Consider the following 24,873-nt stretch of genomic DNA (forward strand, 5'->3'; position numbering starts at 1 on the left):
GTTGTGTTCAAGTTCGCCAAGTTCCTTTTGCGATCAGGTGGACGTTTCCCCCGATGTGAATTTCTATGCTGTTTTCCGTTGTATGCGCTTCAATATAAAGCAGGGAAGGCCGGTTTATTTCATACCCTTGTTCAGCCCTTATGCTGAGGTCATTTTGATTAAAATAACCGTGATGCAGTAAATATCCTGCGAGATCCCCGATCGCGCTTCCTGTTGCCGGATCTTCGGGAACGCTGAGACAGTCGCAAAAAACTCGTGTATTGATATGATTTTGTTCATGATAGGTTTCCGTAGAAAAAACGAGCAGACTGGCTTCTGTTTCTTTCATAAAAGCTTCAAACCGATCCTTGTTGATTTTGCATTTTTTAACTGCACTTAGCGAATTTAACGGGACGATAACTGCTGGCAGACCTGTGGAAACCTCTTGTATCGGGAAATCCAAATCCATATCACATGTGTCGATACCGAGTACTTCTGCCATCATTTCTTTATCAAAAGTTCGATTAAATACAGGCGGATTTTGCTTCATCCAAATGATCTGATCTTCACCTTTGTCAAACGATACCGGTATTGCGCCTGCTCGAACATTTAAAATGACGCTTGAAGATGGTTCAGTTTCGATTTCATTCTTTATGATAAACGCTGTGCCCAGCGTCGGATGTCCTGCAAACGGAATTTCTTTTTCCGGGGTGAAGATTCGGACATCATACCCGCTGTTTTCCTGTTTCCCTAATATAAATGTTGTTTCGGAAAAATTAATTTCCCTAGCTATTTTTTGCATTTTATCACTTGATAGGTTCTTTTCTGCTTTAAAAACGGCGAGCTGGTTTCCTGTATATTTTGTTTCTGCAAACACGTCCACAAGGTAAAATTCCATCCGATGTCTCTCCCCTTTAAAATGACCTTCCTGCCCTAAAGGCAGTTTTACATATCTTACATGAGATGAGAATCATTGAACAGTCTAAAAAAATAAAGAAGAGCGGATCCCGCTCTTCCTAATAAAGCAAATACTTCTTTCTGATATTCATAAACCGTTTTTGATCTGCTTCGTATTTTTTGACGATTTCATCAATTGAAGCGCCTTGTTCAATCATAGCTTTGACCCATCCATTCCCGATCAGACGGTTGAAATTGCCTGAAGGGAGGAACTCAAAGTCGTCCGGGTAGAGGTCATGGACGGTTTTGATGATCGCGATACCGGTATTTACAGGCTTAAAAGCGGACCTGTTTGTCACGTAAAGCTCCACCCCGTGGCACAGTTTATTTTGATGCTTTGAAAATGTCGGAGTGAACGAGGCGGCTCTGAATCGGACGCCAGGAAGCTTCAGACCGTTTAATTTTTCGGCGAGTTCCGTACTTTTCATGTAGGGCGCACCAATTAATTCAAAAGGCTTTGTCGTGCCCCTTCCTTCTGACATATTGGTTCCTTCAATTAAACCTGTGCCCGGGTAGACGATGCCCGTATCCGGCGTCGGCATGTTCGGGGAAGGCAGGACGAAAGGAAGACCAGTGTCTTCAAAGAACATCTGTCGCTTCCACCCTTTCATTTTGATGATGGTTAAATCGGCGCCGATGTTAAATTCGTCATTAAACAGCTTTGCCAGTTCTCCTGCGGTCATTCCGTGCTTTAAAGGGATGGGATACATTCCGACAAATGAAGAATAATCTGGATCAAGGACAGGTCCTTCAACTTTTAAGCCGCTTTGCGGGTTTGGCCGGTCAAGAACAATGAATGGAATGCCGTTTTCTTTTGCCGCCTCCATCGCATAAGCCATTGTGTAAATGTAAGTGTAAAACCGCGTTCCGACATCTTGGATGTCAAATAGCAGGACGTCAACGTTTTTCAACATCTCCGGTGTCGGTTTTCTCGTATCTCCGTAAAGGCTGTAGACGGGGAGACCGGTTTTTTCATCAATATAAGAGTCAACCTTATCGCCGGCTTGAGCGTCTCCCCTTACACCGTGCTCTGGACCATAGAGAGCGGTCAGCTCAATACCGGGGGCTTGGTGAAGCAAATCGATGCTGCTTGTTAATGCTGAATTGACACCGGTTGGATTTGTGATGAGACCGACCCTTTTTCCTTTTAATATGCTTTTCTTGTTCATGATCACTTCAATACCCGGTGAGACCTTTGCTTTCTTTTCTTTGTCCGGAAAGGCCGCTGCTGCGGTTAATGTACTGAAGACAAACATTCCCGCAAGCAGCCAGATCGCTTTTTTTCTCATTATGACCCTCCTTTGTGAAGCGGCTTGCCGTTTTTAATATTCAACCCGTAGCCGAACGGGTAAAGGGTTTCTCCGGGGCGTGTGACCGAAGGAATGTCTACGGGCAATGTTCCTTTAGGCTTTGCCTTTCCGAAGATAACTTCCACTCCGGCCGGAATATTCGGCTGCCTGAAGCCCCCGTTTGCATAGCCTTTAAAGCCATATACTGCGATCACGGCAGCGGCTTCTTCAAAATTTGCCGTGTCATAAGGGTTTCGTAAGCTCATTAAGACAAATTTTTTCCCGTTTGCCTGAGCGTATTTCATGGCGGCGCGCGGAAAAGCAGTTGCCCACTTGCTTGAGTCTTGAATGCTGTCATCAATGACACCGTCGTTCACAACAGGATCGTTTTTGACTACATATGATCCTGTGATGACATAATCGGCCTCGTCAATTTTCTTTTGAATCTCTTCATCAAACGTTTTTTCTGCAAATCGATATTCGACGACCTTGATGTTTTTCTTTATTTTGCTGATGGTTTTGGCGATTGCTGCTGTTTGCTCTTCGTATGGGGCGAGAATGAGGACGGTATCCCCTTTTTTCGGTTTGAATGGCAAGGTGCTTTTTTCATTTTTAAGAATGGTGACGCTTTCTCTTGCCATTTTCCTTTCGGATTTCATGTGTTTGTTGCTGCCGACCGTTTTCAAGGCGTATTTGATTTTTTTCTGAAGCGGTTCGGAGCCGGTGTGATCGATGATACCGCGGTTTATTTTTAATTGAAGGATTCGCTCCACCGACTGATCGATTTGTTCGATAGGGATCTCACCTTTTTTAACGGCTGTCAGAAGAGCTTCGAATACACGCGCTAGATTTTTTTCGGTCTCAAGCGATGTGACTTGTGCGGGCATGAGGGCGATGTCGACTCCTGCTTTGACAGCCATGACGACGGCTTCCTCCTGTCCGAAATTATCAGAAATGGCTTTCATATTTAAAGCGTCTGTTACGACAACGCCCTTAAAGCCGAGGTCTTTGCGGAGAAGGTCTGTCATGACTTTTTTGGAAAGTGTTGCAGGCACCATGATGTCCTCGCCGTCTTTTTTGCTTTTATAGGTTGTATTGTCAAAGGCGGGGAACTGGACATGCGCTGTCATGATCATGTTAATCCCTGCATCGATCGCTTTTTGAAATGGCGCAAGTTCAATGCTTCTCAGCCTTTTTTCATCATGCGGAACAAGCGGCAATCCGTAATGACTGTCAACCGCTGTATCGCCGTGTCCGGGAAAGTGCTTTGCTGTAGCGATCATTTGCTCGTCCTGCAGGCCCTTCATCATCTGGATGCCGAGCTTTGAAGTCAGCTCAGGCTTGGAACTGAAAGAACGAACGCCGATGACCGGGTTGCCGGGATTGTTGTTGACATCAAGTACAGGACTGAAGTTCACGTTGATGCCCAGCGATGCTAATTCTTTTCCGATGATTTTTCCTGATTTGAAGGCATTTTTGCTGCTTCGCGATGCACCGACTGCCATATTGCCGGGCAGGTTTGTGCCTGATTCAAGTCTGGTGACAATCCCGCCTTCCTGATCGATCGTGATAAAGAGCGGAATGTCAGGACTCGCTTTTTGCAAGCCGTCCGTTAACCGTACAGTCTGCTCTGTGCCTGTGACATTTTCAGCAAAAAGAATGACACCGCCGAGCCGGTATTTTTGAATGATTCCCGCGACTTCGTCATTCATTTTTGTTAATCCTTTGGCGTTCGATTCCCCTTTTTTCTTCCAGTTTCTAAAGTCAGGCATCAGCATTTGTCCGATTTTCTCTTCAAGCGACATGCTGCTGACCATTTGTTTGAGGTGTTGTTCCGGCTGCTGTTTCGCTTCTGCTTCGCGAGCGGCGGGCTGCAAAGCGAGAGACGATAACAGCAATGCAATCAACGCGCATTGAAGAAATCTTTTCATATAAGGGTCGCCTCCTATTGGTGATGTAACGCCTCGTAAATAGCTGTAATGACGCTGCCGTACTTTCCGGTTGCAAATGCGTCACCTTCAAATTGATTCGGGTTTTCTTTAGGGTTGATGACAGGAGAGTGCTTTTTATTGGTTAACAACACAATGCCGATTTGATACACGGGATCGATGATAGTGACGGTTCCCGTCCAGCCGGTATGGCCGTATGCCTTGTTGCTGGCGTGCTTGCCGAACATCCACTCCATATCGGTATTGCCGTTAAGCCGCCATCCTAGTCCATATGTGGGATTTGTTTTTGACGGCTCAGTAAATTGTGAAATGACCGAACGGCTGAATAGATGTTGTTTCCCGTAACCGCCGCCGTTCAGCATGACTTGAAGGAGCACTGCTGCGTCGTCAACGGTGGAAAAAAGGCCGGCATGCCCAGAGACGCCTTCCATTGAATAGAACGCTTTTTCATCGTGGACTTCCCCTTGAAGCGTGTAAGTTCTGATATTTGGAAACAAGATGGTGCCATCTCTGGTGTTTCCCTTTCGTTCCGTAGCTGCAAAATGCGGCGGTTTAAAGCCCTTTTGGAGCGGATTAAACAAAGTATGCCGCAACCCGAGAGGCCGGTAAAATTGGTTTTCAACAAAGGTATCTAAACGCTCGTTTGTGACTTTTTCTATGATCAGCCCGAGGAGCATATAGTCGATGTCACTGTAAATTTGTTTTGTGCCGGGTTCATATGACAAGGGGGTTTTGACAAGATATTCAAGCGTTTTGCTCCGTGACTGAGAGTAGAGGTGTCCGGCTGCTTTCGGGTCGTAATAGTTCCAGCTTGCAGGGAAGCCTGCGTGATGGTGGAGCAAATCTATGACGCGGAGCCGGTTTTTTCCCTTTACATCGTCTTCCGGGTGATCATTGAAATCAGAAAGATAATGTGAAATGTTTTTGTTCAAGTCAAGCTTTCCGGTGCTCACTAAATGCTGCAAGGCAAAATTGACGGCATACATTTTTGTATTGGAGGCGAGGTCAAACATCGTGTTTGCTTTCATTTTTTTTGGATGTTTGAGCGTCGAGAGGCCGTTGTATTTCTGCTTGTAGCCGTATGCTTCTTTTTTGACGATTTTTCCGTCTTTTATCAAAATCAAGGCAGCCCCGGGAAAGCCCGCTTTGACATCCTGTTCGATCAGACGGTCCACGACTTTAAGCTTTTCCGAAGAAAAACCGGCTTCTTCAGGTGTTTTCGCCTTCGTTAATACGGGATATGTCAGCTGACCTGTTGTCTCGTTCGCAATTGCAGTCTGTGCTGATGACGGAAGCGGGAAAAAGCATGTCAGCAACAATAGGGACGATGCTGCAGCGCTGATCATAAACTTTTTCAGCTTGCTTCACTCCTTTCTGTCAAAAAATGCATAGTGGGAATTTTAAACAAACGTTTAATCAAATTCAACTGCCATATCGTCTTTAAAACCAAAGAGATATGTTAAGGCAAAGCCGGCAGCATAGGAAATAAACAAACCGAGAATATACAAAAGAACTTGGTGGGTATGGACTAAAAATGACAAAGGAAGACCTGATACGCCTATCGATTCGGTCGCGATTTTGAAATACGCTTGAAAGGCTCCACCTACTCCGGCGCCGAGGCACGCGGTTAAAAACGGACGTCCGAGTGGAAGAGTCACACCGAATATGAGCGGTTCACCGATTCCGAGCAGGCCTGACGGCAGTCCGCCGGCAATGGCTCTTTTGAGCTTTGCTTTTTTTGTTTTGAAATAGATCGCAAAAGCGGCGCCTACTTGACCTGCGCCCCCCATAGCCAGAATCGGCAGCAACGGGTCATCGCCGATTGAATTGATTAATTCCATATGAACGGGTGTCAATCCCTGGTGCAGTCCGGTTACGACGAGCGGAAGGAAGGTGGCCCCCAGTACAAAGCCGGCGATAATGCCGCCGAGATCTAAGATGGCGAGAAGTCCTGACGTAATGGCGTCAGATATCAAGCCGCCGACAGGCATGAAGACAACGTAAGTGACGATTCCTGTGATGAGAAGGGAGACTGTAGGTGTGATGATGATGTCGAGTGAATGAGGTACAATGCGCCTGACCCGTTTTTCGAGAAAAGCGATAAATGCAGCTGCGAATAAAATACCGATTAAACCGCCGCGTCCCGGCAAAAGCGCTTCACCGAAAAGCGAAATATCACCAACGGCCGGGTTAATGATTAAAATACCGGCTAATCCGCCGAGTGCGGGGGAGCCGCCAAATTCTTTCGCCGTATTGACCCCGACCAGGATGCCTAAATACGTAAATAAACCTGAACCTATTACCGTTAAAATAATGGCGGTTTGTGATGTATCAGCGAGCCAGCCTGCTTGGATAACGGCTTTGGTGATTCCGGTAATCAAGCCTGAGGCGACCAAAGCGGGGATCAGCGGTATAAAAATGCTTGCGATCCGCCGAAGAAACAATTTAAAAGGCGTCGCGTTTTTCTTGGAAATCTCAGCTTTATGTTTGGCTGCGGATTGTTTTAAGTCAACGTCTTCCGCGGATTGAAGCAACTTCCCGAATTCGTCTGATACGTGCTGTACGACGCCGGTGCCGAGGATAATCTGAAGCGTTTCCTCCTCAACGACGCCAATCACGCCTTCAAGCGCTTTGATTGAGCCGATGTCGGTTTTTTGACTGTTGACAGGCGTGATGCGCAGGCGCGTCATACAATGGGTATAATCCGCGACGTTAGACGGGCCGCCGATGTGTTGTAAAATCAGTTTTGCCAGGCCGGCATATTTTTTCTCATCGCTCATTTTATATCCCCCTTTTTTACAATTCGCTCATTCCCATCATGCGGATGGCCGCTTTTGTTTGATCAATATACTGAATGATGTCCTCGTAGCGCTCCGCGGCTATGCCTAAAAACAGAATGTCAATCATGTAAAGCTGAGTTAAACGAGAGGAGGTGGCGGCGCTGCGAAACGGCGCTTCGTTTGAGCATGACGTATACAGGGCGATATCGCTTAATGAAGAGACAGCAGACTGTCCAAACCGCGTCAGTCCAATGGTTTTAATGCCATGTTTTTTGGCGAGTCTGACTGCATTGGCGATTTCATGCGTTTCTCCTGAATGGGATATGGCAAACAGAACGTCATTCTCGCCGGCATTGGCGATTAATGTCGCGACAAGATGCATATCACTAAAAGCGGTGGCTTTTTTATTGATGCGCAAAAATTTCTGCTGGGCATCTTGTGCGACGATTCCTGAAGCCCCGATCCCGCAAAAATGAACCGTTTCTGCGTTGATCAGTATTTGAATCGCTTTTTGAAGATCTTCGTGGTCAATGTTTTCAAAGGTATCGCGAATCGCCTGAATCGAATTGCTGGTTGTTTTTTGAACGATTGAATGGAGCGGCTCTTGCGGTTCGATATCCCGGTATCCCTGATTAGACGGTTTCATTAAATCGCCGGCGACCCTCATTTTTAAATCTTGAAAGCCTTTCAGCCCCAGAGATTTGCAGAGCCGTATTGCCGCCGCCCCGCTTGTCTTTGCCGAAGAGCTCATCTCTTGAATGGTGCCGTTTACGACCTCGTGTGGGTTTTTCAAAATGTATTCGGCAAGCTTTCGTTCAGATTGCGGCAATCTGTGAAGCATATTCTGAATGATTTCCAATCCTCCTGCAGCCATTGTTTCTTCCTTTCTTCTTTAAACTTGATCTTCATAAATGGATAGAGCTTTTTCGATATCGCCTTCTGATTTCTCAAGCAGGTTTTCGGAAGCGGCCGCATCTTCGTTTGTTTTCAGCATGATGATGGCGGTTTTGACTTGGTTATGGGATTTTTCTAACGCTAGTGCCGCCGCTTCTTTTGGAACACCTGTGACCGTTTGGATGATGCGAATCGCCCGCTCCTTTAATTTGTCATTGCTTACTTTTACGTCTACCATGAGGTTTTCATAGACTTTTCCCATTTTGATCATGGCCGCCGTTGAAATCATGTTTAAAATCATTTTATGAGCGGTTGCTGCTTTCATTCTCGTCGATCCGGCAATAACTTCAGGGCCGACGACCACTTCTATGCTGTGATCTGACACCTGGCTGATCGCCGAGTTTTTGTTGCATGTCAGTGAGACGGTCTTGGCGCCACTTTCCCTGGCATACTTCAAAGCGCCGAGAACGTATGGAGTCCGACCACTGGCGGCGATTCCGATTACGGTATCATTGTTTGAGAGGTTAACGGCTGATAAATCCCGTCTGCCGAATGCCTCGTGATCTTCAGCGCCTTCGACGGCTTTGTACAGAGCTTTTTCTCCTCCTGCAATGATGCCAATGACCGACTCGGGAGATATGCTGAACGTCGGCGGGCATTCAGCTGCATCGAGTACGCCGAGTCTCCCGCTTGTACCGGCACCGATGTAGATGATCCGTCCCCCTTTCTTTAACGACCCGACGGCGAAGTCAACGGCGGTCTTAACTTCTGGTAAGACTTCTTGTACAGCTTCGGCCACAGTTTTGTCTTCATCATTGATGATTTTCAAAATATCAATCGTCTTTGACTGGTGAATGCGCCTGGATCTTTCATTTCGGCGTTCGGTCGTTAATGAACCTAAATGGCTGTTTTCCATCGACAACTCCTCCTGATGATGAAGTGCATATATTTCTTAATTTTCAGTATATTAAGGGTGGAATATTATTTCAATAACAAAAGGTAAATATTAAAATTTTATTTCAATAAAGTTCTAAACAACGGATTGCCGACATAAAATAAAGCGCAGATGAACTGCGCTTATGTTCAGGTATTACAGCTCGTCTATTTGGTGTTCGGAAATCACGCGGAAGCCTTCTTTTTTCAGAAGCGCCGCCGTAACGCCGTTGCCGGCTATTTTTTGGCTTGAGAAACTTCCATCGTATATATGGCCGCTACCGCAAGACGGGCTGTTTTCCTTCAACACGATCGTATCAGCCTTGATTTGCCTTGCCATCTCCAATGTTAGATAAGCTCCTTTTATATACAGGTCTGTTACGTCTTTTCCCGATTCTGTGTTGATCACCGCCCTGCCGTCTAAAACGTCTTCTCCCGACCCGCCTATAATTTCGGCCGGTTCCCTTGGCGTTTGAAATCCGCCGAGCAGCTCGGGACAAGCAATCACCGCTTTTTTTTCTTCAACAAGCTTATTGATTTTCCCCACATAGCTGTGCGATCCGTTATAGCGGCATTCCACCCCAGCCAGACATGAACTTACCAGTATCATTTTTCGCGTCCCCTCTCTTGCACATCAGATAGCCCTATTTTAAACAAAATTTCTGCGTTTTTCTCAATGTTTATGAATAAAAAATTTGAAAATAAAAATTTTAATTTACCCCTTTACAAATGGGGAGGAACCTGTATATAATAACTTTTGTCAGCTTTACGAGAGCTGCTTGAAACACGATGATGGCCCGTTGGTCAAGTGGTTAAGACACCGCCCTTTCACGGCGGTAACACGGGTTCGAATCCCGTACGGGTCACCATTCTTTTTTGGACAGCACGCTGCGAATGCCGGAATTTTTAAAAGGAAGGCATGCTAAGATCGCAACGTCCTGTTGCAACGCATGCACTTGTACGTCCTGTACTGCGGAGGATTAGCTCAGCTGGGAGAGCATCTGCCTTACAAGCAGAGGGTCGGCGGTTCGATCCCGTCATCCTCCACCATTTTTCTGGATCGGTTTATGTCACAACCGCGCCGGTAACTGCATAAGATACCGTATCATGCCGGTCTAGCTCAATTGGTAGAGCAACTGACTTGTAATCAGTAGGTTGGGGGTTCAAGTCCTCTGGCCGGCACTGTTTTTGGAGGGGTAGCGAAGTGGCTAAACGCGGCGGACTGTAAATCCGCTCCCTCAGGGTTCGGCGGTTCGAATCCGTCCCCCTCCACCATTATTGGGCTATAGCCAAGCGGTAAGGCAACGGACTTTGACTCCGTCATGCGCTGGTTCGAATCCAGCTAGCCCAGTTTTTGGACATCCTGTTAGGATGTCCTTTTTATTTTGTCTTTTTTGTATAACTATTCAAAAAAATGTCTTGTTGAGTCAATTCCGAATTGGAAGGTACAATGAAGGTCTGAAAGGGGGATATCATATGTTAAAACAGCAGATTTCAATGATTGGCGTACCGATGGATCTCGGTCAGCTGAGGCGGGGAGTCGATATGGGACCGAGCGCGATTCGCTGTGCCGGTGTTAATGAACGGTTGGAAAGCCTTTGTCAGGATATTGAAGACCTCGGCGATATGACAATCGGGCAAAGAGAGGATGAGAAAGAAGGCGGGGAGCCGGCATCTGAAGAGCTGAGAAACTTGAAAGCGATTACAAAAGCGAGTGCAAAACTTGCTGAGACCGTTGATAAGATCGTGGCTTCAGGTGCTTTTCCGCTCGTGCTGGGCGGTGACCACAGCATAGCGATCGGAACGCTGGCCGGCCTTGTGAAGCATTATCAAAACCTGGGTGTGATCTGGTATGATGCCCATGCTGATTTAAATACGAAAGAAACGTCTCCTTCAGGCAATATTCACGGTATGCCGCTCGCCATCAGCCTGGGGATCGGCCATGAAGGGCTGACAGGCATCTATGGAAAAGAAACGAAAATTAAAGCGGAGAACATCGTCATCATCGGTGCGAGGTCACTTGATGACGGGGAAAAAGAATTGATTCGCGACAAAGGGATCAAAGTGTATACAATGCATGAAATCGACCGCCTCGGTATGACGAGGGTGATGGAAGAAACGATAGACTATTTGCACGGCAGAACGGACGGTGTCCATCTGTCACTCGATTTAGACGCGCTTGATCCGAACGATGCGCCTGGTGTCGGAACCCCGGTAGCGGGAGGCATCAGCTACAGGGAAAGCCACCTGGCGATGGAAATGCTGGAAGAATCGAAGCTGATTACGTCCGCTGAGTTTGTCGAAGTCAACCCGATATTGGATGAGAAAAACAGGACGGCTGAAGCGGCAGTCGCCTTAATGGGGTCGCTGTTTGGCGAAAAGCTGCTTTAGGTGCGGTTGAAGAGCGGCCTTAGGCTGCTTTTTTTTATAAAAAAGTCTCAACTTCATAATATTTAGGTTGTATAATAATTTTAAGCTAATATTAAGCGCATGATCCCTGTCAAAGCATCTACACCCTGCCAAAAATTTGATAAACTATTTTTATGAATTTAATGAAACCTTATAAAAATCAATTCGTATACATAAAGACCGGTGAAGGCAGAGGTTAGATAAATATGGAAACAATGATTAAAAAAAGAATCAAACAGGTGAAAAAAGGCGATCGTAATGCATTTGCAGACATCGTGGATATTTACAAAGACAAAATTTATCAGCTTTGCTACCGTATGCTCGGCAATGCGCATGAGGCGGAAGATATTGCGCAGGAAGCGTTTATCAGAGCATACGTGAATATCGACAGTTTTGATATCAACCGGAAATTTTCCACATGGCTTTATCGAATCGCAACCAATTTGACCATCGATCGTATCCGTAAAAAAAAGCCGGACTATTACTTGGATGCAGAGGTGGCGGGGACTGAAGGACTGACGATGTATTCCCAGGTTGCGGCGGATGTTGCGCTTCCAGAGGATGAAGTGGTTTCTTTGGAGCTGCACAGCACCATCCAGGAAAAAATCTTAAGGCTTCCCGATAAATACAGGACGGTCATCGTATTAAAGTACATTGATGAGCTCTCACTCATTGAGATCAGTGAAATCCTTAATATTCCCGTAGGTACGGTGAAAACGAGGATACACAGGGGCAGAGAGGCTCTCAGAAAACAATTAAGGGATCTTTAAGTGGGGTGATGAAATGAGCTGTCCGGAGCATATTGTTCAGCTTATGCATAAATACCTTGACGGAGACATACTACCGGAAGATGAATCGCAATTAAAAGAGCACCTCCAATCATGCGAAGACTGCAAAAAGCACCTTCATGAAATGGAAAAATCCATCGCTCTTGTCCAGAGCACGTCGCATCTTACAGCTCCGGCGAACTTTACAGCCGATGTGCTGGCGAATCTGCCGAAGGAAAAGCGAACGGCATCGATCAACAGGTGGCTTAAAGCCCATCCGTTTTTAGTGGCGGCAGCTTTGTTTATCATTTTGATGGGCGGCAGCTTTTTCTCCAGCTGGAAAAACGATCAGGATTTCAGCGTATCAAGCCAGCCCAATCTCGTAGTGAAAAACAACACGGTCATCGTACCTGAAGGCGAAGTTGTCAAAGGCGATGTGACCGTGAAAAACGGAAAGCTGATTATAGAGGGCAAAGTCGACGGCGATGTCACGATTGTTAATGGCGAAAAATATACGGCTTCAGCAGGACAAGTCACCGGTCAGATCCATGAGATCAACGAAGTGTTCGACTGGATGTGGTATAAGATTAAATCGACCGGAAAATCGGTTTTTGACATGAAGGAGTCTAAAGAGTAGAGCAAAGCGGGCGAATGAGCTTTGCTCTTTTTTTATGAAGGGCCGCCATTTCACTTGGAAAATCAATTTGTGCTATAATAGCCTCTGTATATGTAAAAATAATAGATCATACCATTTTGAAACATATTAACCTTACTAATGACTGAATTCTTGGAGGACGAGGAAATGGCTTTTGAGGATATCCCTTTCTTGCAGTACCTCGGCGATGCCGTTGATATTCTCCTTGTTTGGTACGTAATATATAAATTAATGATGGTCATCCGCGGGACAAAGGCGGTTCAGCTTTTAAAGGGAATCGTGGTCATTGTTCTCGTCAGGCTGGCCAGTCAATATTTAGGATTAAGCACCCTGCAGTGGCTGGTTGACCAGGCGATCACATGGGGGTTCCTAGCGATCATTATCATCTTCCAGCCTGAATTGAGGAGAGCGCTGGAACAGCTGGGGCGGGGGCGCTTTTTTTCGAGGAGCGGAACACCTGAGGAAGAGCAGCAGCAGAAAACGATTGATGCGATTACAAAAGCGATTAAATATATGGCGAAACGCCGGATTGGCGCGCTTCTGACGATTGAACGGGAGACGGGAATGGGCGATTACATAGAAACGGGGATCCCTTTAAATGCAAAGGTCAGCTCTGAGCTATTGATCAACATCTTTATTCCGAATACACCGCTTCATGACGGCGCCGTAATTATGAAAAATGATGAGGTTGCTGCAGCCGCCTGCTACCTTCCGCTTTCTGAAAGCCCTTTTATTTCAAAAGAGCTTGGGACGAGGCACAGAGCAGCAGTGGGAATCAGTGAAGTGACCGACAGTCTGACGGTTGTCGTATCCGAAGAAACGGGCGGCATCAGCGTCGCCAAAAACGGAGACCTTCACCGTGATTTATCGGAAGAGGCATTGAAAAACATGCTTGAAGCGGAATTCAAGAAAAATTCGCGAGAAACTTCCTCAAATCGCTGGTATTGGAGGGCGAAGAAAAATGGATAAGTTCTTAAACAATCCCTGGGCTGTCAAAGTAGTCGCATTATTATTCGCGTTTCTTCTTTACTTTGCGGTCCACAGCGCTCAAGCGCCGACTCCGAAGAAACCAGGTGAATCGTTTTTCCCGACATCGACGACAGACGAAGCGACGCTCACCGATATACCGGTCAAATCGTTTTATGATGATGAAAACTACGTCGTAACAGGCGTGCCGCAGACGGTGAATGTCACGATTAAAGGCCCGACAGGAACCGTCAAGAAGGTCAGACAAGTGAAGGATTTTGAGATTTATGCCGATATGCAGCATCTGAAAACAGGCAGGCACAAAGTCGAGCTGAAGGCCAGAAATGTTGCCGAAGGCCTCACTCTGACCATCAATCCATCGGTGACAACCGTGACCATCGAAGAAAAAACGACGAAGGAATTCCCGGTCGAGGTTGATTTTTATAATAAAAACAAAATGAAAGATGGCTACACGCCGGAGCTGCCGATTATCAACCCGAAAAACGTCAGCGTCACCGGCTCAAAAGCCGTGATCGACAGAATCCAAAACATCAAGGCGACGATCAATTTAGAGGGCGTCGACCAGACGGTTGAAAAAGAAGCCAAGCTAACAGTATACGACAGGGACGGAAATGTTCTTCCGGTTGAAGTCAGTCCATCCGTCGTTAAAATCACCGTTCCCGTGACAAGCCCTAGCAAAAAGATTCCCGTCAAAGTTGACCGGAAAGGGAGCCTTCCGGACGGTATCAGCATTTCCAGCCTTGATATCAGTCCGGGAGAGGTAACCGTCTACGGGCCGCAAAATGTTCTTGATTCGTTAGAATTTGTCGAGGCTGATGAGGTTGATTTAAGTAAAATGAAAGATGACACTGAGTTGGAAGCCAACATTAAAGTGCCGGACGGCGCTAAAAAAGTGTCACCCGAAAAAGTGAAAATCAAGGTGAAAGTTGACAAGGAAGAAGAGAAAAAACTGAAGAACGTTTCAATTAAAACCGCGGGGCTGAATGACAGCCGGGATCTTGAATTTCTCGATCCGAAGTCAGGCAAGCTGGATATCACGGCAAAGGGCTCGACAGCCGCGATCGAAAAACTCCAGCCTTCCGACGTCGAGCTCTATGTCAATGTGGCGGATCTCGATGACGGCGAGCATAACGTGAAGCTGGAAGTAAACGGACCGCAGAACATGACATGGTCGCTTTCGCGGCAGAGCATTCGAGTGAAAATCTCATCTCAAACAACCCACAACGAAAAAAATAATGGTCAGAATGAAGAAGAAGAGAATCATTCTGAAAAGGATTCACAACCTTCATGAATCAAAAAGGAGCGATATTAATGGGCAAGTATTTTGGTACAGACGGTGTAAGAGGCGTGGCAAACAGTGAACTTACACCCGAGCTGGCCTTTAAAGTCGGACGCTTTGGCGGATATGTCCTAACAAAAGATAAGGAGCGCCCCAAGGTGCTGATCGGCCGTGATACGCGCATTTCCGGGCATATGCTGGAAGGTGCCCTTGTTGCGGGCCTTCTTTCGATAGGAGCAGAAGTCATGCGTCTCGGTGTGATTTCGACGCCCGGCGTCGCATATTTGACGAAGGCTATGGACGCGGAAGCGGGTGTAATGATTTCAGCTTCCCACAACCCTGTCGAGGACAATGGAATTAAGTTTTTCGGCGGTGACGGATTTAAGCTTTCCGATGAGCAGGAGCTTGAAATCGAGCGTCTGATGGATCAGCCTGAAGATCACCTGCCAAGGCCTGTAGGCGCTGATCTGGGTATGGTGAACGACTACTTTGAAGGCGGACAGAAATATTTGCAGTTTCTTAAGCAGTCTGCTGATGAAGACTTCACAGGCATTCATGTCGCGCTTGACTGTGCGCACGGGGCGACATCTTCGCTGGCGACCCACCTGTTTGCCGATCTTGACGCAGATGTATCAACGATGGGAACTTCTCCGAACGGATTAAACATCAATGACGGAGTCGGCTCGACCCACCCTGAAGCCCTGGCCGAATTTGTGAAAGAAAAGGGAGCTGACGTCGGCATGGCGTTTGACGGGGATGGCGACCGCTTGATCGCTGTTGACGAAAAGGGGAATATCGTAGACGGCGATCAAATCATGTACATATGTTCGAAGTACTTGAAGAGCGAGGGGCGCCTGGCGGACAATACAGTTGTCTCTACGGTGATGAGCAACCTCGGCTTTTACAAAGCGCTTGAAGCGGAAGGCATTAAAAGCGTTCAGACAGCTGTCGGCGACCGCTATGTAGTGGAAGCGATGAAAAAGGACGGGTTTACTTTCGGCGGAGAACAGTCGGGACATCTGATTTTCCTTGATTACAATACGACAGGCGACGGACTGCTTTCTGCGATCATGCTGATGAACACGATCAAAATGACAGGTAAGTCTTTGTCAGAGCTTGCGGCAGAGATGCAGAAGTTTCCACAGCTCCTCTTGAACGTGAAAGTAACCGATAAACATAAAGTAGCGGAGAACGAAAAGGTAAAAGCGGTCATCGAAGAGGTTGAGAAGGAAATGAACGGTGACGGCCGCATCCTTGTGCGCCCGTCCGGCACCGAGCCGCTTGTCCGTGTTATGGCTGAGGCGAAAACGAAGGAGCTTTGCGAGAAATACGTAGGCCGCATTGCAGATGTCGTGAAAGCTGAAATGGGAGCGGAGTGATTTTCCGCAGAAGACTGACGAACGAGACATGCTGATTTGACATAAGATAAAGGGAACCGTTCAATCTTGGAAAAAATGTGAACCATTTTGAAAAATGTTTGACGGTTCCTTTAGTGTATAGTAAAATCAGCTTGTCTTGTTTAATTTAAAAGGAAAGGCAGGGCAGAACCATTTTTTATAGTTATAGCGCCCGGACTAAGCGTGCGGATGAAACAGCTTAGTTGACGAGGATGGAGGTTTATCGAATTTTCGGCGGATGCCTCCCGGCTGACCACAAGATCACAGCCGCAAGGATTTCCTCAAACCAAAGAGGCGACTCTTTGAACAAAGGGAAATCGCATGATCTTCCATAAAAAACATGTAGGAGGGGACGAAGAATGTCCCCGCCTGATAAGCAGACTTTCTTCGTCTCCTGCCTGCGACCTTAGGAGGAAGAAAATTATGTGTGGTATTGTAGGTTATATTGGCCAGCTTGATGCAAAGGAAATTTTACTTAAAGGTTTAGAAAAGCTGGAGTATCGCGGCTACGATTCAGCTGGAATCGCTGTAGCGAACGAAGACGGCGTACACGTGTTTAAAGAAAAAGGACGGATTGCCGATCTTCGCGAAGTCGTTGATGCAAATGTGATATCGCAAGCGGGAATCGGACACACACGCTGGGCGACTCACGGGGAACCGAGCCGTCTAAACGCTCACCCGCATCAAAGCGCATCAGGCCGATTTACACTTGTTCATAACGGCGTCATCGAAAACTATGTTCAGCTGACGCGCGAATATTTACAAGATGTAACCCTTAAAAGTGATACGGATACAGAGGTTGTCGTTCAAGTGATCGAGCAATTCGTCAATAACGGTCTTGACACGGAAGAAGCGTTCCGCCAAACGCTTATGCTGCTCAAAGGCTCTTATGCGATTGCATTATTCGATCATGAAAACAAAGAAACAATCTATGTTGCGAAAAATAAAAGCCCGCTTCTTGTCGGCCTTGGAGACAATTTCAATGTGATCGCGTCTGACGCGATGGCGATGCTTCAAGTGACAAACGAATACGTGGAGCTTATGGATAAAGAAATGGTGATTGTCACAGACAAAAAAGTTGTGATCAAAAACCTTGACGGAGAATTGATGTCACGTGCCTCATATATTGCAGAGCTTGATGCGAGCGATATCGAAAAAGGCACATACCCTCACTACATGTTAAAAGAAATCGATGAACAGCCGCTTGTCATGCGGAAAATCATTCAGACGTACCAAGATGAAAACGGCAAGCTTTCCATTCCTGGAGACATTGCAAATGCTGTTGCAGAAGCGGATCGCGTCTATATCATCGCCTGCGGAACGAGCTATCATGCCGGTCTTGTCGGCAAACAATTTATCGAAACATGGGCGAAAGTTCCGGCTGAAGTCCATGTCGCAAGCGAATTCTCTTACAATATGCCATTGCTTTCTGAGAAGCCGCTGTTTATCTTTATTTCTCAAAGCGGAGAAACGGCTGACAGCCGCGCGGTTCTCGTACAGGTGAAAAAGCTCGGACACAAAGCGCTGACATTGACCAACGTACCGGGATCCACGCTTTCCCGTGAAGCGGACTACACGCTTTTACTGAATGCCGGCCCGGAAATCGCGGTAGCGTCAACAAAAGCATATACGGCGCAAATCGCAGTTCTCGCTATTTTGGCAGCTGTGACTGCGGAAACCCGCGGCAAAGCACTCGGCTTTGATCTTGTTAAAGAGCTCGGCATCATCGGAAACGCGATGGAAGCCCTTTGCGACCAGAAAGACGAAATGGAAATGATCGCGCGCGAATATTTGACAGTAACACGCAATGCTTTCTTCATCGGCCGCGGCCTCGACTATTTCGTCTGCCTCGAAGGATCCCTGAAGCTGAAAGAGATTTCTTACATTCAAGCTGAAGGCTTCGCCGGCGGTGAATTGAAGCACGGTACAATCGCATTGATCGAAGACGGCACACCAGTCATTGCCCTTGCGACACAGGAGCACGTCAATTTAAGCATCCGTGGAAATGTCAAAGAAGTGACAGCCCGCGGCGCCAACCCTTGCGTGATCTCCTTGAAAGGCCTGGAAGAAGCAGACGACCGCTTCGTCCTGCCTGAAGTGCATCCGGAGCTCGCACCGCTCGTCTCCGTCATCCCGCTGCAGCTAATCGCATACTACGCAGCGCTGCACCGCGGCTGTGACGTTGATAAGCCACGGAACTTGGCGAAGAGTGTGACGGTGGAGTAAGGCGACGTTTGAAATAATAGTTTGTACCCCTCTTGGATTGGATGATCTGGAGGGGTATTTTTGTGTTTGAAAGAGAAATAAGTCTTATCAAAAATCGAACTCTGGTAGTCTGAAAGTGCGCTAGATTATAATTGAAAGGATGTGTAACCATGAACAACGAGACGTACATTGAAGTCAACAGAACATCGCAGTTGATGAATAAAATGAGAAAATTCTCAGTGCTGATTGATGGTGTCGAGGCTGGGAAAATCAAAGATGGCGGGAGGCTGCGAATTGATTTGGAGCCTGGCGAACATGAGATCCAAGTGAAAATTGATTGGTGTGTAAGCCAAGCTTTGAGGTTTACGTTAGATGAAGGAGAAGCTTTAAAGTTTAGATGCGGAAGTCCGGTTCGTGGATGGAAGATGTTCTTCGGACTTTTTTATGTATTGGCCGATCCAGAAAAGTATTCGTTTATTGAGCAGGAATAGGCGGTTGCAAGCAGCTTTGGTCTGCATCATCGCCATCATACGCTGCACCGTAACAACCTGACGAAAAGTGTGACGGTGCAGTTTTTTATCCCCAGGTGAATATGAAGCGGTGTCGATGAAAGAAAAAGCCTAAAACACCTTATTTCTATAAATCCGAATCGACAGAAGCCATGAACACCCGTATAGCGTAATAATTGATATGGCAACGATCAGATACAGCAGAGCATTTTGTAAGGATAGCAGCATGTGAATCAACTCTCTAATTTGATCGTTCAAATTTTGGACAACAAAATTAACCGTTAGCATATACAAGCCAAATGCAACAATAGAAGCAGTCAACAAATAGTTACTTTTGAATTTATAACAGAATGGCAGCATGAATGAAGCAGCTGTCATCACAATAGCGACCATTAGCAAAATGTCTTTCCAGATCGTAAGTTCCTGGTGAATGATAAAGTTTACGATCAATATGGCTGCAGCCACCATAGATGTAAAGAGAACGACGACAATATATTTTGAACTGACAATCTCCTTCCGTGTATAAGGCAAAGAATTGAGAAGCATATGTATAGAGGACTTTTCATCTATTGAAATGGTATTCATAAAAATAGCAATACTAAATGCAATTCCAACCCAGATGGGGGAAGCATCTAATGTTAAATAAACACATAACCCCAAAAATAAAACTGCCAATGTTTTTTTCTGCAAGACAATGTCCTTACGTATTAAGTTGAACATGCTCTTTAGCTCCTTTCTTCGTATAAAACATAATATCTTCCAGAGTCGGTTTTTCAATTAACACCATATCCCCAAAAATGTTTTCTGTTCGTGATTTATTCGCAGTCAATGCTTCAAATCCATGAGTTGATTTTCGAACCGCTATAAACTCCTGTTCGGTTTCCCGGTCCAACAACTCCATGCCGCCTTTTACAATTGCATATTGTTCTTCAATCTCGTAAAAGTCCTTTGTAAAGATATGCTCTCCTTTATGAATGAACGTGATATAATCTGCAATCTTATCTAAATCAGTTGTTATATGAGTTGAAAAAAAGATCGTCTTATCCCCATCTTGCATGAGCTGATGCAAGATTTCCAACAGCTCACGGCGGAAAATCGGGTCCAGTCCGGCCGTCGGTTCATCCATAATAATTAGTTCCGCATGATGGGACAAAGCGACGGCTAATGATGCTTTCATCATCATCCCTTTTGAGAACGTCTTGATTTTTTTAGTGAGCGGCAAGTTAAATGTGTTCACATAATCATTGAATACTTGTTCATCCCAATTGACATAGGATCTTTTCACAATATCTTTCATTTCAGTCAATGTTAAATGTTCATAAAATATGTTCGAATCAAATACAAAGCCAATTCGTTGTTTGATTTCTTTCTCATGCTCCTTGTAATTCAAGCCAAATACCGTAATCGTTCCGCTATCAGGCTGCAATAAGTTCATGATCAGTTTAATCGTTGTCGATTTCCCCACGCCATTTCCGCCGATAAATCCGGTGACAAAACCTTTTTTTACATTCATTGAAAAGTCCTTTAGTTGAAAACCATCGAACGATTTATGAACATGCCGGAGTTCAATTACATTGTCCATCATTCTTCCTCCTGATATAAAATGGTAAGCAAATCTTTTAATTCTGTAAGGGGAACGCCAATGTCTTTGCTGTTTTTTATCGCTGCTGTCAACTGCTCTTCAATTGCTTTCATTTTTCCTTCTTTCATCATTTCGTTATTCTGATCTGATACAAAAGAGCCTTTCCCGACTACGGAATAAATGAAGGCATTTTTCTCAAGTTCTTCATAGGCGCGCTTTGACGTAATAAGGCTGACATTTAGATCTTTTGCCAATTGGCGCATAGAAGGCAGCGGCTGTCCAGGCTTCAATTCATCGGCAAGAATATGATCCTTAATTTGGGTGTAAATTTGTTCATAAATGGGTTGCTTTGAACGATTCGAAATTATAATTTTCATTTCAAAACCTCTTTTATTTATACACAATATATACAATATGTACAATATACACAAAGATTACCTGAATGGCAACGATTTTTTGTGCTGAAATTTTCTTGATACTCTACTCACGTCACCTTTTACACTTATATTGAAGAATAGATAGGAAAGGTGACTAAAATGGATGAAGAGCCATCAAAAAAAGCAATCTTTTCAGTACAATTAATGCTTGGAATTTCACTTATTCTTGGTGTTATACCTCCCCTTATTATGTTTTTAATTTCAAGAAAGAAAGACTTATATTACGGTGAATCAAGTCGCAAAGCACTTAACTTTCATTTGACGATTTTCCCATTGTTTGTAATTGGTAGTTTTCTGCCTTCATGGATTAAGTACGTTATATTGGCTATAGAAACATTAATAATCATGTATGCTATTATTCGAATAGCTTTTCAAAAACCATATTATTATCCAGCCATTCCTTACATTAAAAGTAAAGATGAAAATATAGAAAAGAGGTATTCGCATGTCAAATAATATGTTGACAATCGGACAATTGGCTAAACGAACAGGAGTTTCTATAAGAACACTTAGGTATTACGATAAAATTGGTTTGCTAATACCAACCGACTACAAAGAAGGAGGACACCGACTTTATAGCCTTGATGAACTCTCACGTTTACAACAAATACAATCTCTTAAATTCATAGGCTTTTCACTTAAAGACATCGCAGATTTATTAAAATCGCAATTTATAGAAGAACAGCAACTTAGCTATTCAATTTCATTCAAAAAAAGAGAACTTATTGCAGAACAAGAAAGAATTCGTCAAACGATTGATCAGTTGGATCATATGAAAACTATTATCTCAGGGTATGAAAAGGTAGATATAAAATTATTCAGCTTTATTATTCACTCTATTCTTTTTGAAGAGGAAAATTTTAATGAATATAGTCAAGCTAAAGGTTCTATTCACAATTTTAGAAGCAGTGAAAGAGCTAATTTAGATAAAGAGTACTTTTCATTGTTTATGGATTTGAAGGAACTTATAGCAAACGAAACAAATCCTGAATCCGATGAAGCATTAAAATTTATCAAACAGTTGGTAGATATTTCTAACCGAACGTTATTAAAGATTGATACAGCAGAAATAGAATCAACGGTTCAATATAATGAACCCAATATACTCAATCCCTTCACGGAAGAAGAAAGAGCCTTTCTTAAAAATGCTTTTGCTTATATGTCAAAGTTACAAGAATGATTAATTGAAAAAGAGTACACCCAATGGCTAAAGAAAAAAATTGGCGCTCCCACTTTCTGTGTATAAAGCTTATTTACGGAGGTTTTAGTTTTGGTTCAAGAAATTTTCCAAAGGGTAGAAGAAGTCAATATTATTTATCAATTTATAGCAGTATTTATAATTGGATTTGTGCCTTTCCTTGAGGCTTTCGTAGCTGTACCAATCGGAATACTTTTAGGCCTACCATTTATTCTCGTAGTTTTAGTGGGGGCTACCGCTAACTGGCTGTCTGTTATGGCTGTAATAGTATTTTCTTCTTTTATGAGATCTTGGTTTTCCAAAAAAGAAAAGAATAACACTGATCATTACATTAACAGACGTTTTCAAAAAGCAAAGTCATACTTCAATAAGTACGGAGTTCCCGGGATCTCACTTTTGGGTCCTATAATAGGAACAAATCACATTGGAGCATTGGTATGTATAATAGCGAAAGCAAATAAAAAAAGGATCATCGTTTGGCAAACTGTCAGTATAGTTATGTGGGCTGCGGGAACTGGAGTTCTGTTAATTTTCGGAGTTGATATCTACAGTAATATAAAGAACTAGAATATACTCAATACACCAAATTTTATAATTCTCGATTTGGAAGAGGGTATCGCTTTTTGTTAGAAATATTATCTTATCCTTCACTCCGTCCAAAGTGTGGTGCTATTGCAAACTTATATAAGTATGGCAACTAACAATTATTTTTCGATCTACCAACGTATGCGTGTTGGTATTCATATCAAACGCCAACGGTAAAAAGGTAGGGAATGTGTCGTTCAAGAAGTAAAAATTACCGTTGTATCATCACATGTTATGAGTGAGTTTATAAAGAAATATATGTTGCTGTCTTTTCCAAAAAGCAATGGTGGAAGTTTTTTTAATCCTCTTTCACAATATTTCAATTACCCGAAGAAAAAATAAACGGGCATATAACATATTGACAATTTGCGATATGAAGATATAATGATTGGTATGGAACCTATTGAAGTTTTCAAAGCTTTATCAAATGAATCAAGGCTGCAAATTTTGCAATGGCTGAAGGAGCCTGATCGTCATTTTGAACCCCATGAAGGGATTGATATGAACACAATCGGGGTATGTGTCAGCCAAATCACAGACAAATTGAAAATGACGCAATCAACGGCTTCTCAATATCTTGCCATTCTTTTAAGAGCCGGCTTGATTAAGGCGGAACGAATCGGAAAGTATACGTACTACAAAAGAGACGAAGAGGCCATCAGAAAGCTTGCTGAATTTCTTAAAACAGAGATATGAGCATTCAAAAAATAAACATCTCTAGATGATGTTTATTTTTACACCATACATATCGACATATTCCGATGTGTTTATTTTTTTGATTTACATATCGTTATTTCGTGATATGTAAATGTATAAAACGAAGAAGGAGCGAACGATGATGTTTAGTGCTTGGAAAATTTATATTTTAGCGATCATCAGTTTTTTGGTAGGGACCTCAGAGTACATTATTTCCGGGATTTTGGATCAGATCGCCCAAACACTCGGAATAACTTTAGCTGCCGCGGGCCAGCTGATTACGATCTTTTCACTTGTGTATGCAGTTTTCACACCGGTTCTCATGGCGTTGACGGCAAGTATGGATAGGCGCAAGTTAATGATGTATGCTCTCGGTTTGTTTGTGATAGGAAATATTCTGGCCTTTACCCTGCCTGGCTATGGCTGGTTTGTTGCAGCGCGGGTCATTATGGCCTTGGGGGCAGGCATGGTTGTGGTCACGGCATTAACGATTGCCGCCAAAATCGCACCGGCGGGTAAGCAAGGCAGTGCAATTGCTACAGTGGTCATGGGGTTTACCGCTTCTTTGATCATAGGTGTTCCACTCGGAAGAATGACGGCAGAAGCATTAGGCTGGAAGTCTGTATTTGGAGGAATTGCTTTACTGGGATTCATCGCAATGATTGTTATATTCTTAATCTTGCCGCATACTGAAGGCGATAAGCCCGTCCCTTTGCTTCAACAGCTTTCTCTTTTAAAGAACCGGAAAGTAGCAATGGGGTTATCAATCACTTTTTTCTGGCTCGGAGGATATTCCGTAGCATATACTTATCTGTCTCCTTACCTTCTGACCGTTTCAGGGATAAGTGGCAATTTGCTTAGCGGCTTTTTGCTTATATTTGGAATCGCCAGCTTGGTTGGATCGAAGTTTGGCGGATATAGCACCGATAAATGGGGCGTTCCCTTTACACTCGTTGGCGGGATGACGCTGCATATCATCGCATTGATTTTACTGTCGCTTGTCACCCATTCCTATGTCGGAGTACTGTTGATTCTCATCTTATGGTCGTTTGCCGCATGGTCTACCGGCCCGACACAGCAATATCACTTAGCGACGCTCAAACCGGAAGTGTCAGGTGTATTGCTCGGCATTAATCAATCGATGATGCAATTCGCCATGGCCGCAGGTGCAGGAATCGGAGGGATTTTTGTAGAAAAAATATCGCTGGCTTCTATTACGTGGTTTGGGGCACTGGAGGTTACACTTGCGATTGTTGTTGTTTTGGTGACTTTCAGTTCGCATTACAAACGGAAAGCAGGATCTGTAAGAGAAATCAGCTCATAATACGTTGCGGGATTGGTGTTGAAAATTCAATGGTTTCATTCCTCATATCTTACTTGTTTTTT

General features: G+C 44.5%; 24 protein-coding genes and 5 tRNA genes. 18 read left to right on the plus strand and 11 right to left on the minus strand.

Features of this window, described 5'->3' with window-relative positions; genetic code table 11:
* Window positions 1-7: 7 nt before the first annotated feature.
* From M1D67_RS01000 to M1D67_RS01035, 8 genes are all read right to left on the minus strand, one after another.
* Window positions 8-877: a PhzF family phenazine biosynthesis protein gene (locus M1D67_RS01000; protein ID WP_025810886.1), complete on the minus strand. Its 870-nt coding sequence runs from the start codon at window positions 875-877 to the stop codon at window positions 8-10.
* Window positions 878-995: 118 nt separating this feature from the next.
* Entirely contained in the window at window positions 996-2,225 is a 1,230-nt protein-coding gene (locus M1D67_RS01005; protein WP_020449912.1) for an exo-beta-N-acetylmuramidase NamZ family protein, read from the minus strand.
* Entirely contained in the window at window positions 2,225-4,156 is a 1,932-nt protein-coding gene (locus M1D67_RS01010) for a glycoside hydrolase family 3 protein (RefSeq protein WP_458117713.1), read from the minus strand. Before M1D67_RS01010 ends, M1D67_RS01005 begins: the two co-directional genes overlap by 1 nt.
* A gap of 14 nt (window positions 4,157-4,170) precedes the next feature.
* On the minus strand, window positions 4,171-5,520 hold the full coding sequence (gene pbp4b, locus M1D67_RS01015) for a penicillin binding protein PBP4B (protein ID WP_039073107.1): 1,350 nt from the start codon (window positions 5,518-5,520) through the stop codon (window positions 4,171-4,173).
* 66 nt (window positions 5,521-5,586) lie between these two features.
* Window positions 5,587-6,954, minus strand: coding sequence for a PTS transporter subunit EIIC (locus tag M1D67_RS01020; RefSeq protein WP_025810882.1), 1,368 nt, complete (start codon window positions 6,952-6,954; stop codon window positions 5,587-5,589).
* A gap of 16 nt (window positions 6,955-6,970) precedes the next feature.
* Complete coding sequence (locus tag M1D67_RS01025) at window positions 6,971-7,828, minus strand: MurR/RpiR family transcriptional regulator (RefSeq protein WP_479831536.1); 858 nt, start codon at window positions 7,826-7,828, stop codon at window positions 6,971-6,973.
* Window positions 7,829-7,846: 18 nt separating this feature from the next.
* On the minus strand, window positions 7,847-8,764 hold the full coding sequence (gene murQ, locus M1D67_RS01030; protein WP_245117834.1) for an N-acetylmuramic acid 6-phosphate etherase: 918 nt from the start codon (window positions 8,762-8,764) through the stop codon (window positions 7,847-7,849).
* Between the two features lie 174 nt (window positions 8,765-8,938).
* Complete coding sequence (locus tag M1D67_RS01035; RefSeq protein ID WP_145624774.1) at window positions 8,939-9,391, minus strand: 2-thiouracil desulfurase family protein; 453 nt, start codon at window positions 9,389-9,391, stop codon at window positions 8,939-8,941.
* A 184-nt stretch (window positions 9,392-9,575) separates the two neighbouring features.
* Between M1D67_RS01035 and M1D67_RS01040 the strand changes: the two genes are divergently transcribed.
* The 13 genes from M1D67_RS01040 to M1D67_RS01100 all read left to right on the plus strand — a co-directional run bounded on the left by M1D67_RS01040 (window position 9,576) and on the right by M1D67_RS01100 (window position 18,971).
* Window positions 9,576-9,650: transfer RNA gene (locus tag M1D67_RS01040), tRNA-Glu, on the plus strand.
* 105 nt (window positions 9,651-9,755) lie between these two features.
* A tRNA-Val gene (locus M1D67_RS01045) sits at window positions 9,756-9,831 on the plus strand.
* 59 nt (window positions 9,832-9,890) lie between these two features.
* Window positions 9,891-9,963 (plus strand) — tRNA-Thr (locus M1D67_RS01050).
* 8 nt (window positions 9,964-9,971) lie between these two features.
* Window positions 9,972-10,056, plus strand: a tRNA-Tyr gene (locus M1D67_RS01055).
* A gap of 4 nt (window positions 10,057-10,060) precedes the next feature.
* Window positions 10,061-10,132 (plus strand) — tRNA-Gln (locus M1D67_RS01060).
* A gap of 125 nt (window positions 10,133-10,257) precedes the next feature.
* Window positions 10,258-11,172, plus strand: coding sequence for an arginase (gene rocF / locus M1D67_RS01065; protein ID WP_458117714.1), 915 nt, complete (start codon window positions 10,258-10,260; stop codon window positions 11,170-11,172).
* A gap of 224 nt (window positions 11,173-11,396) precedes the next feature.
* Window positions 11,397-11,960, plus strand: coding sequence for an RNA polymerase sigma factor SigW (sigW, locus tag M1D67_RS01070; RefSeq protein WP_003178438.1), 564 nt, complete (start codon window positions 11,397-11,399; stop codon window positions 11,958-11,960).
* A 13-nt stretch (window positions 11,961-11,973) separates the two neighbouring features.
* Complete coding sequence (gene rsiW / locus M1D67_RS01075) at window positions 11,974-12,594, plus strand: anti-sigma-W factor RsiW (RefSeq protein ID WP_035337451.1); 621 nt, start codon at window positions 11,974-11,976, stop codon at window positions 12,592-12,594.
* Window positions 12,595-12,759: 165 nt separating this feature from the next.
* Complete coding sequence (cdaA, locus tag M1D67_RS01080; RefSeq protein ID WP_003178443.1) at window positions 12,760-13,581, plus strand: diadenylate cyclase CdaA; 822 nt, start codon at window positions 12,760-12,762, stop codon at window positions 13,579-13,581.
* Entirely contained in the window at window positions 13,574-14,890 is a 1,317-nt protein-coding gene (locus M1D67_RS01085; protein WP_023857684.1) for a CdaR family protein, read from the plus strand. Before cdaA ends, M1D67_RS01085 begins: the two co-directional genes overlap by 8 nt.
* A gap of 20 nt (window positions 14,891-14,910) precedes the next feature.
* Window positions 14,911-16,257, plus strand: coding sequence for a phosphoglucosamine mutase (glmM, locus tag M1D67_RS01090; RefSeq protein ID WP_023857685.1), 1,347 nt, complete (start codon window positions 14,911-14,913; stop codon window positions 16,255-16,257).
* 441 nt (window positions 16,258-16,698) lie between these two features.
* Window positions 16,699-18,501, plus strand: a complete 1,803-nt coding sequence (glmS, locus tag M1D67_RS01095) for a glutamine--fructose-6-phosphate transaminase (isomerizing) (RefSeq protein ID WP_023857686.1) — start codon at window positions 16,699-16,701, stop codon at window positions 18,499-18,501.
* Window positions 18,502-18,650: 149 nt separating this feature from the next.
* Entirely contained in the window at window positions 18,651-18,971 is a 321-nt protein-coding gene (locus M1D67_RS01100; protein ID WP_216921758.1) for a hypothetical protein, read from the plus strand.
* A gap of 129 nt (window positions 18,972-19,100) precedes the next feature.
* Here the strand turns inward: M1D67_RS01100 and M1D67_RS01105 are convergent, their stop codons facing one another.
* From M1D67_RS01105 to M1D67_RS01115, 3 genes are read right to left on the minus strand one after another with little or no spacing between them, the layout of a single operon-like run.
* The gene (locus M1D67_RS01105) at window positions 19,101-19,709 is read right to left on the minus strand and encodes an ABC-2 transporter permease (RefSeq protein WP_458117715.1); all 609 of its coding nucleotides are present in this window, start codon (window positions 19,707-19,709) and stop codon (window positions 19,101-19,103) included.
* Complete coding sequence (locus M1D67_RS01110; RefSeq protein WP_023857689.1) at window positions 19,690-20,571, minus strand: ABC transporter ATP-binding protein; 882 nt, start codon at window positions 20,569-20,571, stop codon at window positions 19,690-19,692. The genes M1D67_RS01105 and M1D67_RS01110 overlap by 20 nt, the downstream gene beginning before the upstream one ends.
* Window positions 20,571-20,948 (minus strand): GntR family transcriptional regulator, encoded by a 378-nt coding sequence (locus M1D67_RS01115; protein WP_023857690.1) that lies wholly within the window; start codon window positions 20,946-20,948, stop codon window positions 20,571-20,573. Before M1D67_RS01115 ends, M1D67_RS01110 begins: the two co-directional genes overlap by 1 nt.
* 159 nt (window positions 20,949-21,107) lie before the next feature.
* Here M1D67_RS01115 and M1D67_RS01120 point away from each other — a divergent pair, with 159 nt between their 5' ends.
* From M1D67_RS01120 to M1D67_RS01140, 5 genes are all read left to right on the plus strand, one after another.
* Entirely contained in the window at window positions 21,108-21,464 is a 357-nt protein-coding gene (locus M1D67_RS01120) for a magnetosome magnetite crystal formation protein family (RefSeq protein WP_479831537.1), read from the plus strand.
* Window positions 21,454-22,188, plus strand: a complete 735-nt coding sequence (locus M1D67_RS01125) for a MerR family transcriptional regulator (RefSeq protein WP_023857692.1) — start codon at window positions 21,454-21,456, stop codon at window positions 22,186-22,188. The genes M1D67_RS01120 and M1D67_RS01125 overlap by 11 nt, the downstream gene beginning before the upstream one ends.
* 90 nt (window positions 22,189-22,278) lie before the next feature.
* Entirely contained in the window at window positions 22,279-22,773 is a 495-nt protein-coding gene (locus M1D67_RS01130) for a small multi-drug export protein (protein WP_224146520.1), read from the plus strand.
* 411 nt (window positions 22,774-23,184) lie between these two features.
* The gene (locus tag M1D67_RS01135; protein WP_101561695.1) at window positions 23,185-23,487 is read left to right on the plus strand and encodes an ArsR/SmtB family transcription factor; all 303 of its coding nucleotides are present in this window, start codon (window positions 23,185-23,187) and stop codon (window positions 23,485-23,487) included.
* Window positions 23,488-23,629: 142 nt separating this feature from the next.
* Complete coding sequence (locus M1D67_RS01140) at window positions 23,630-24,811, plus strand: MFS transporter (RefSeq protein ID WP_479831538.1); 1,182 nt, start codon at window positions 23,630-23,632, stop codon at window positions 24,809-24,811.
* The last annotated feature ends 62 nt before the right edge of the window (window positions 24,812-24,873 follow it).

The sequence above is a fragment of the Bacillus sp. PK6-025 genome (assembly GCF_056530265.1).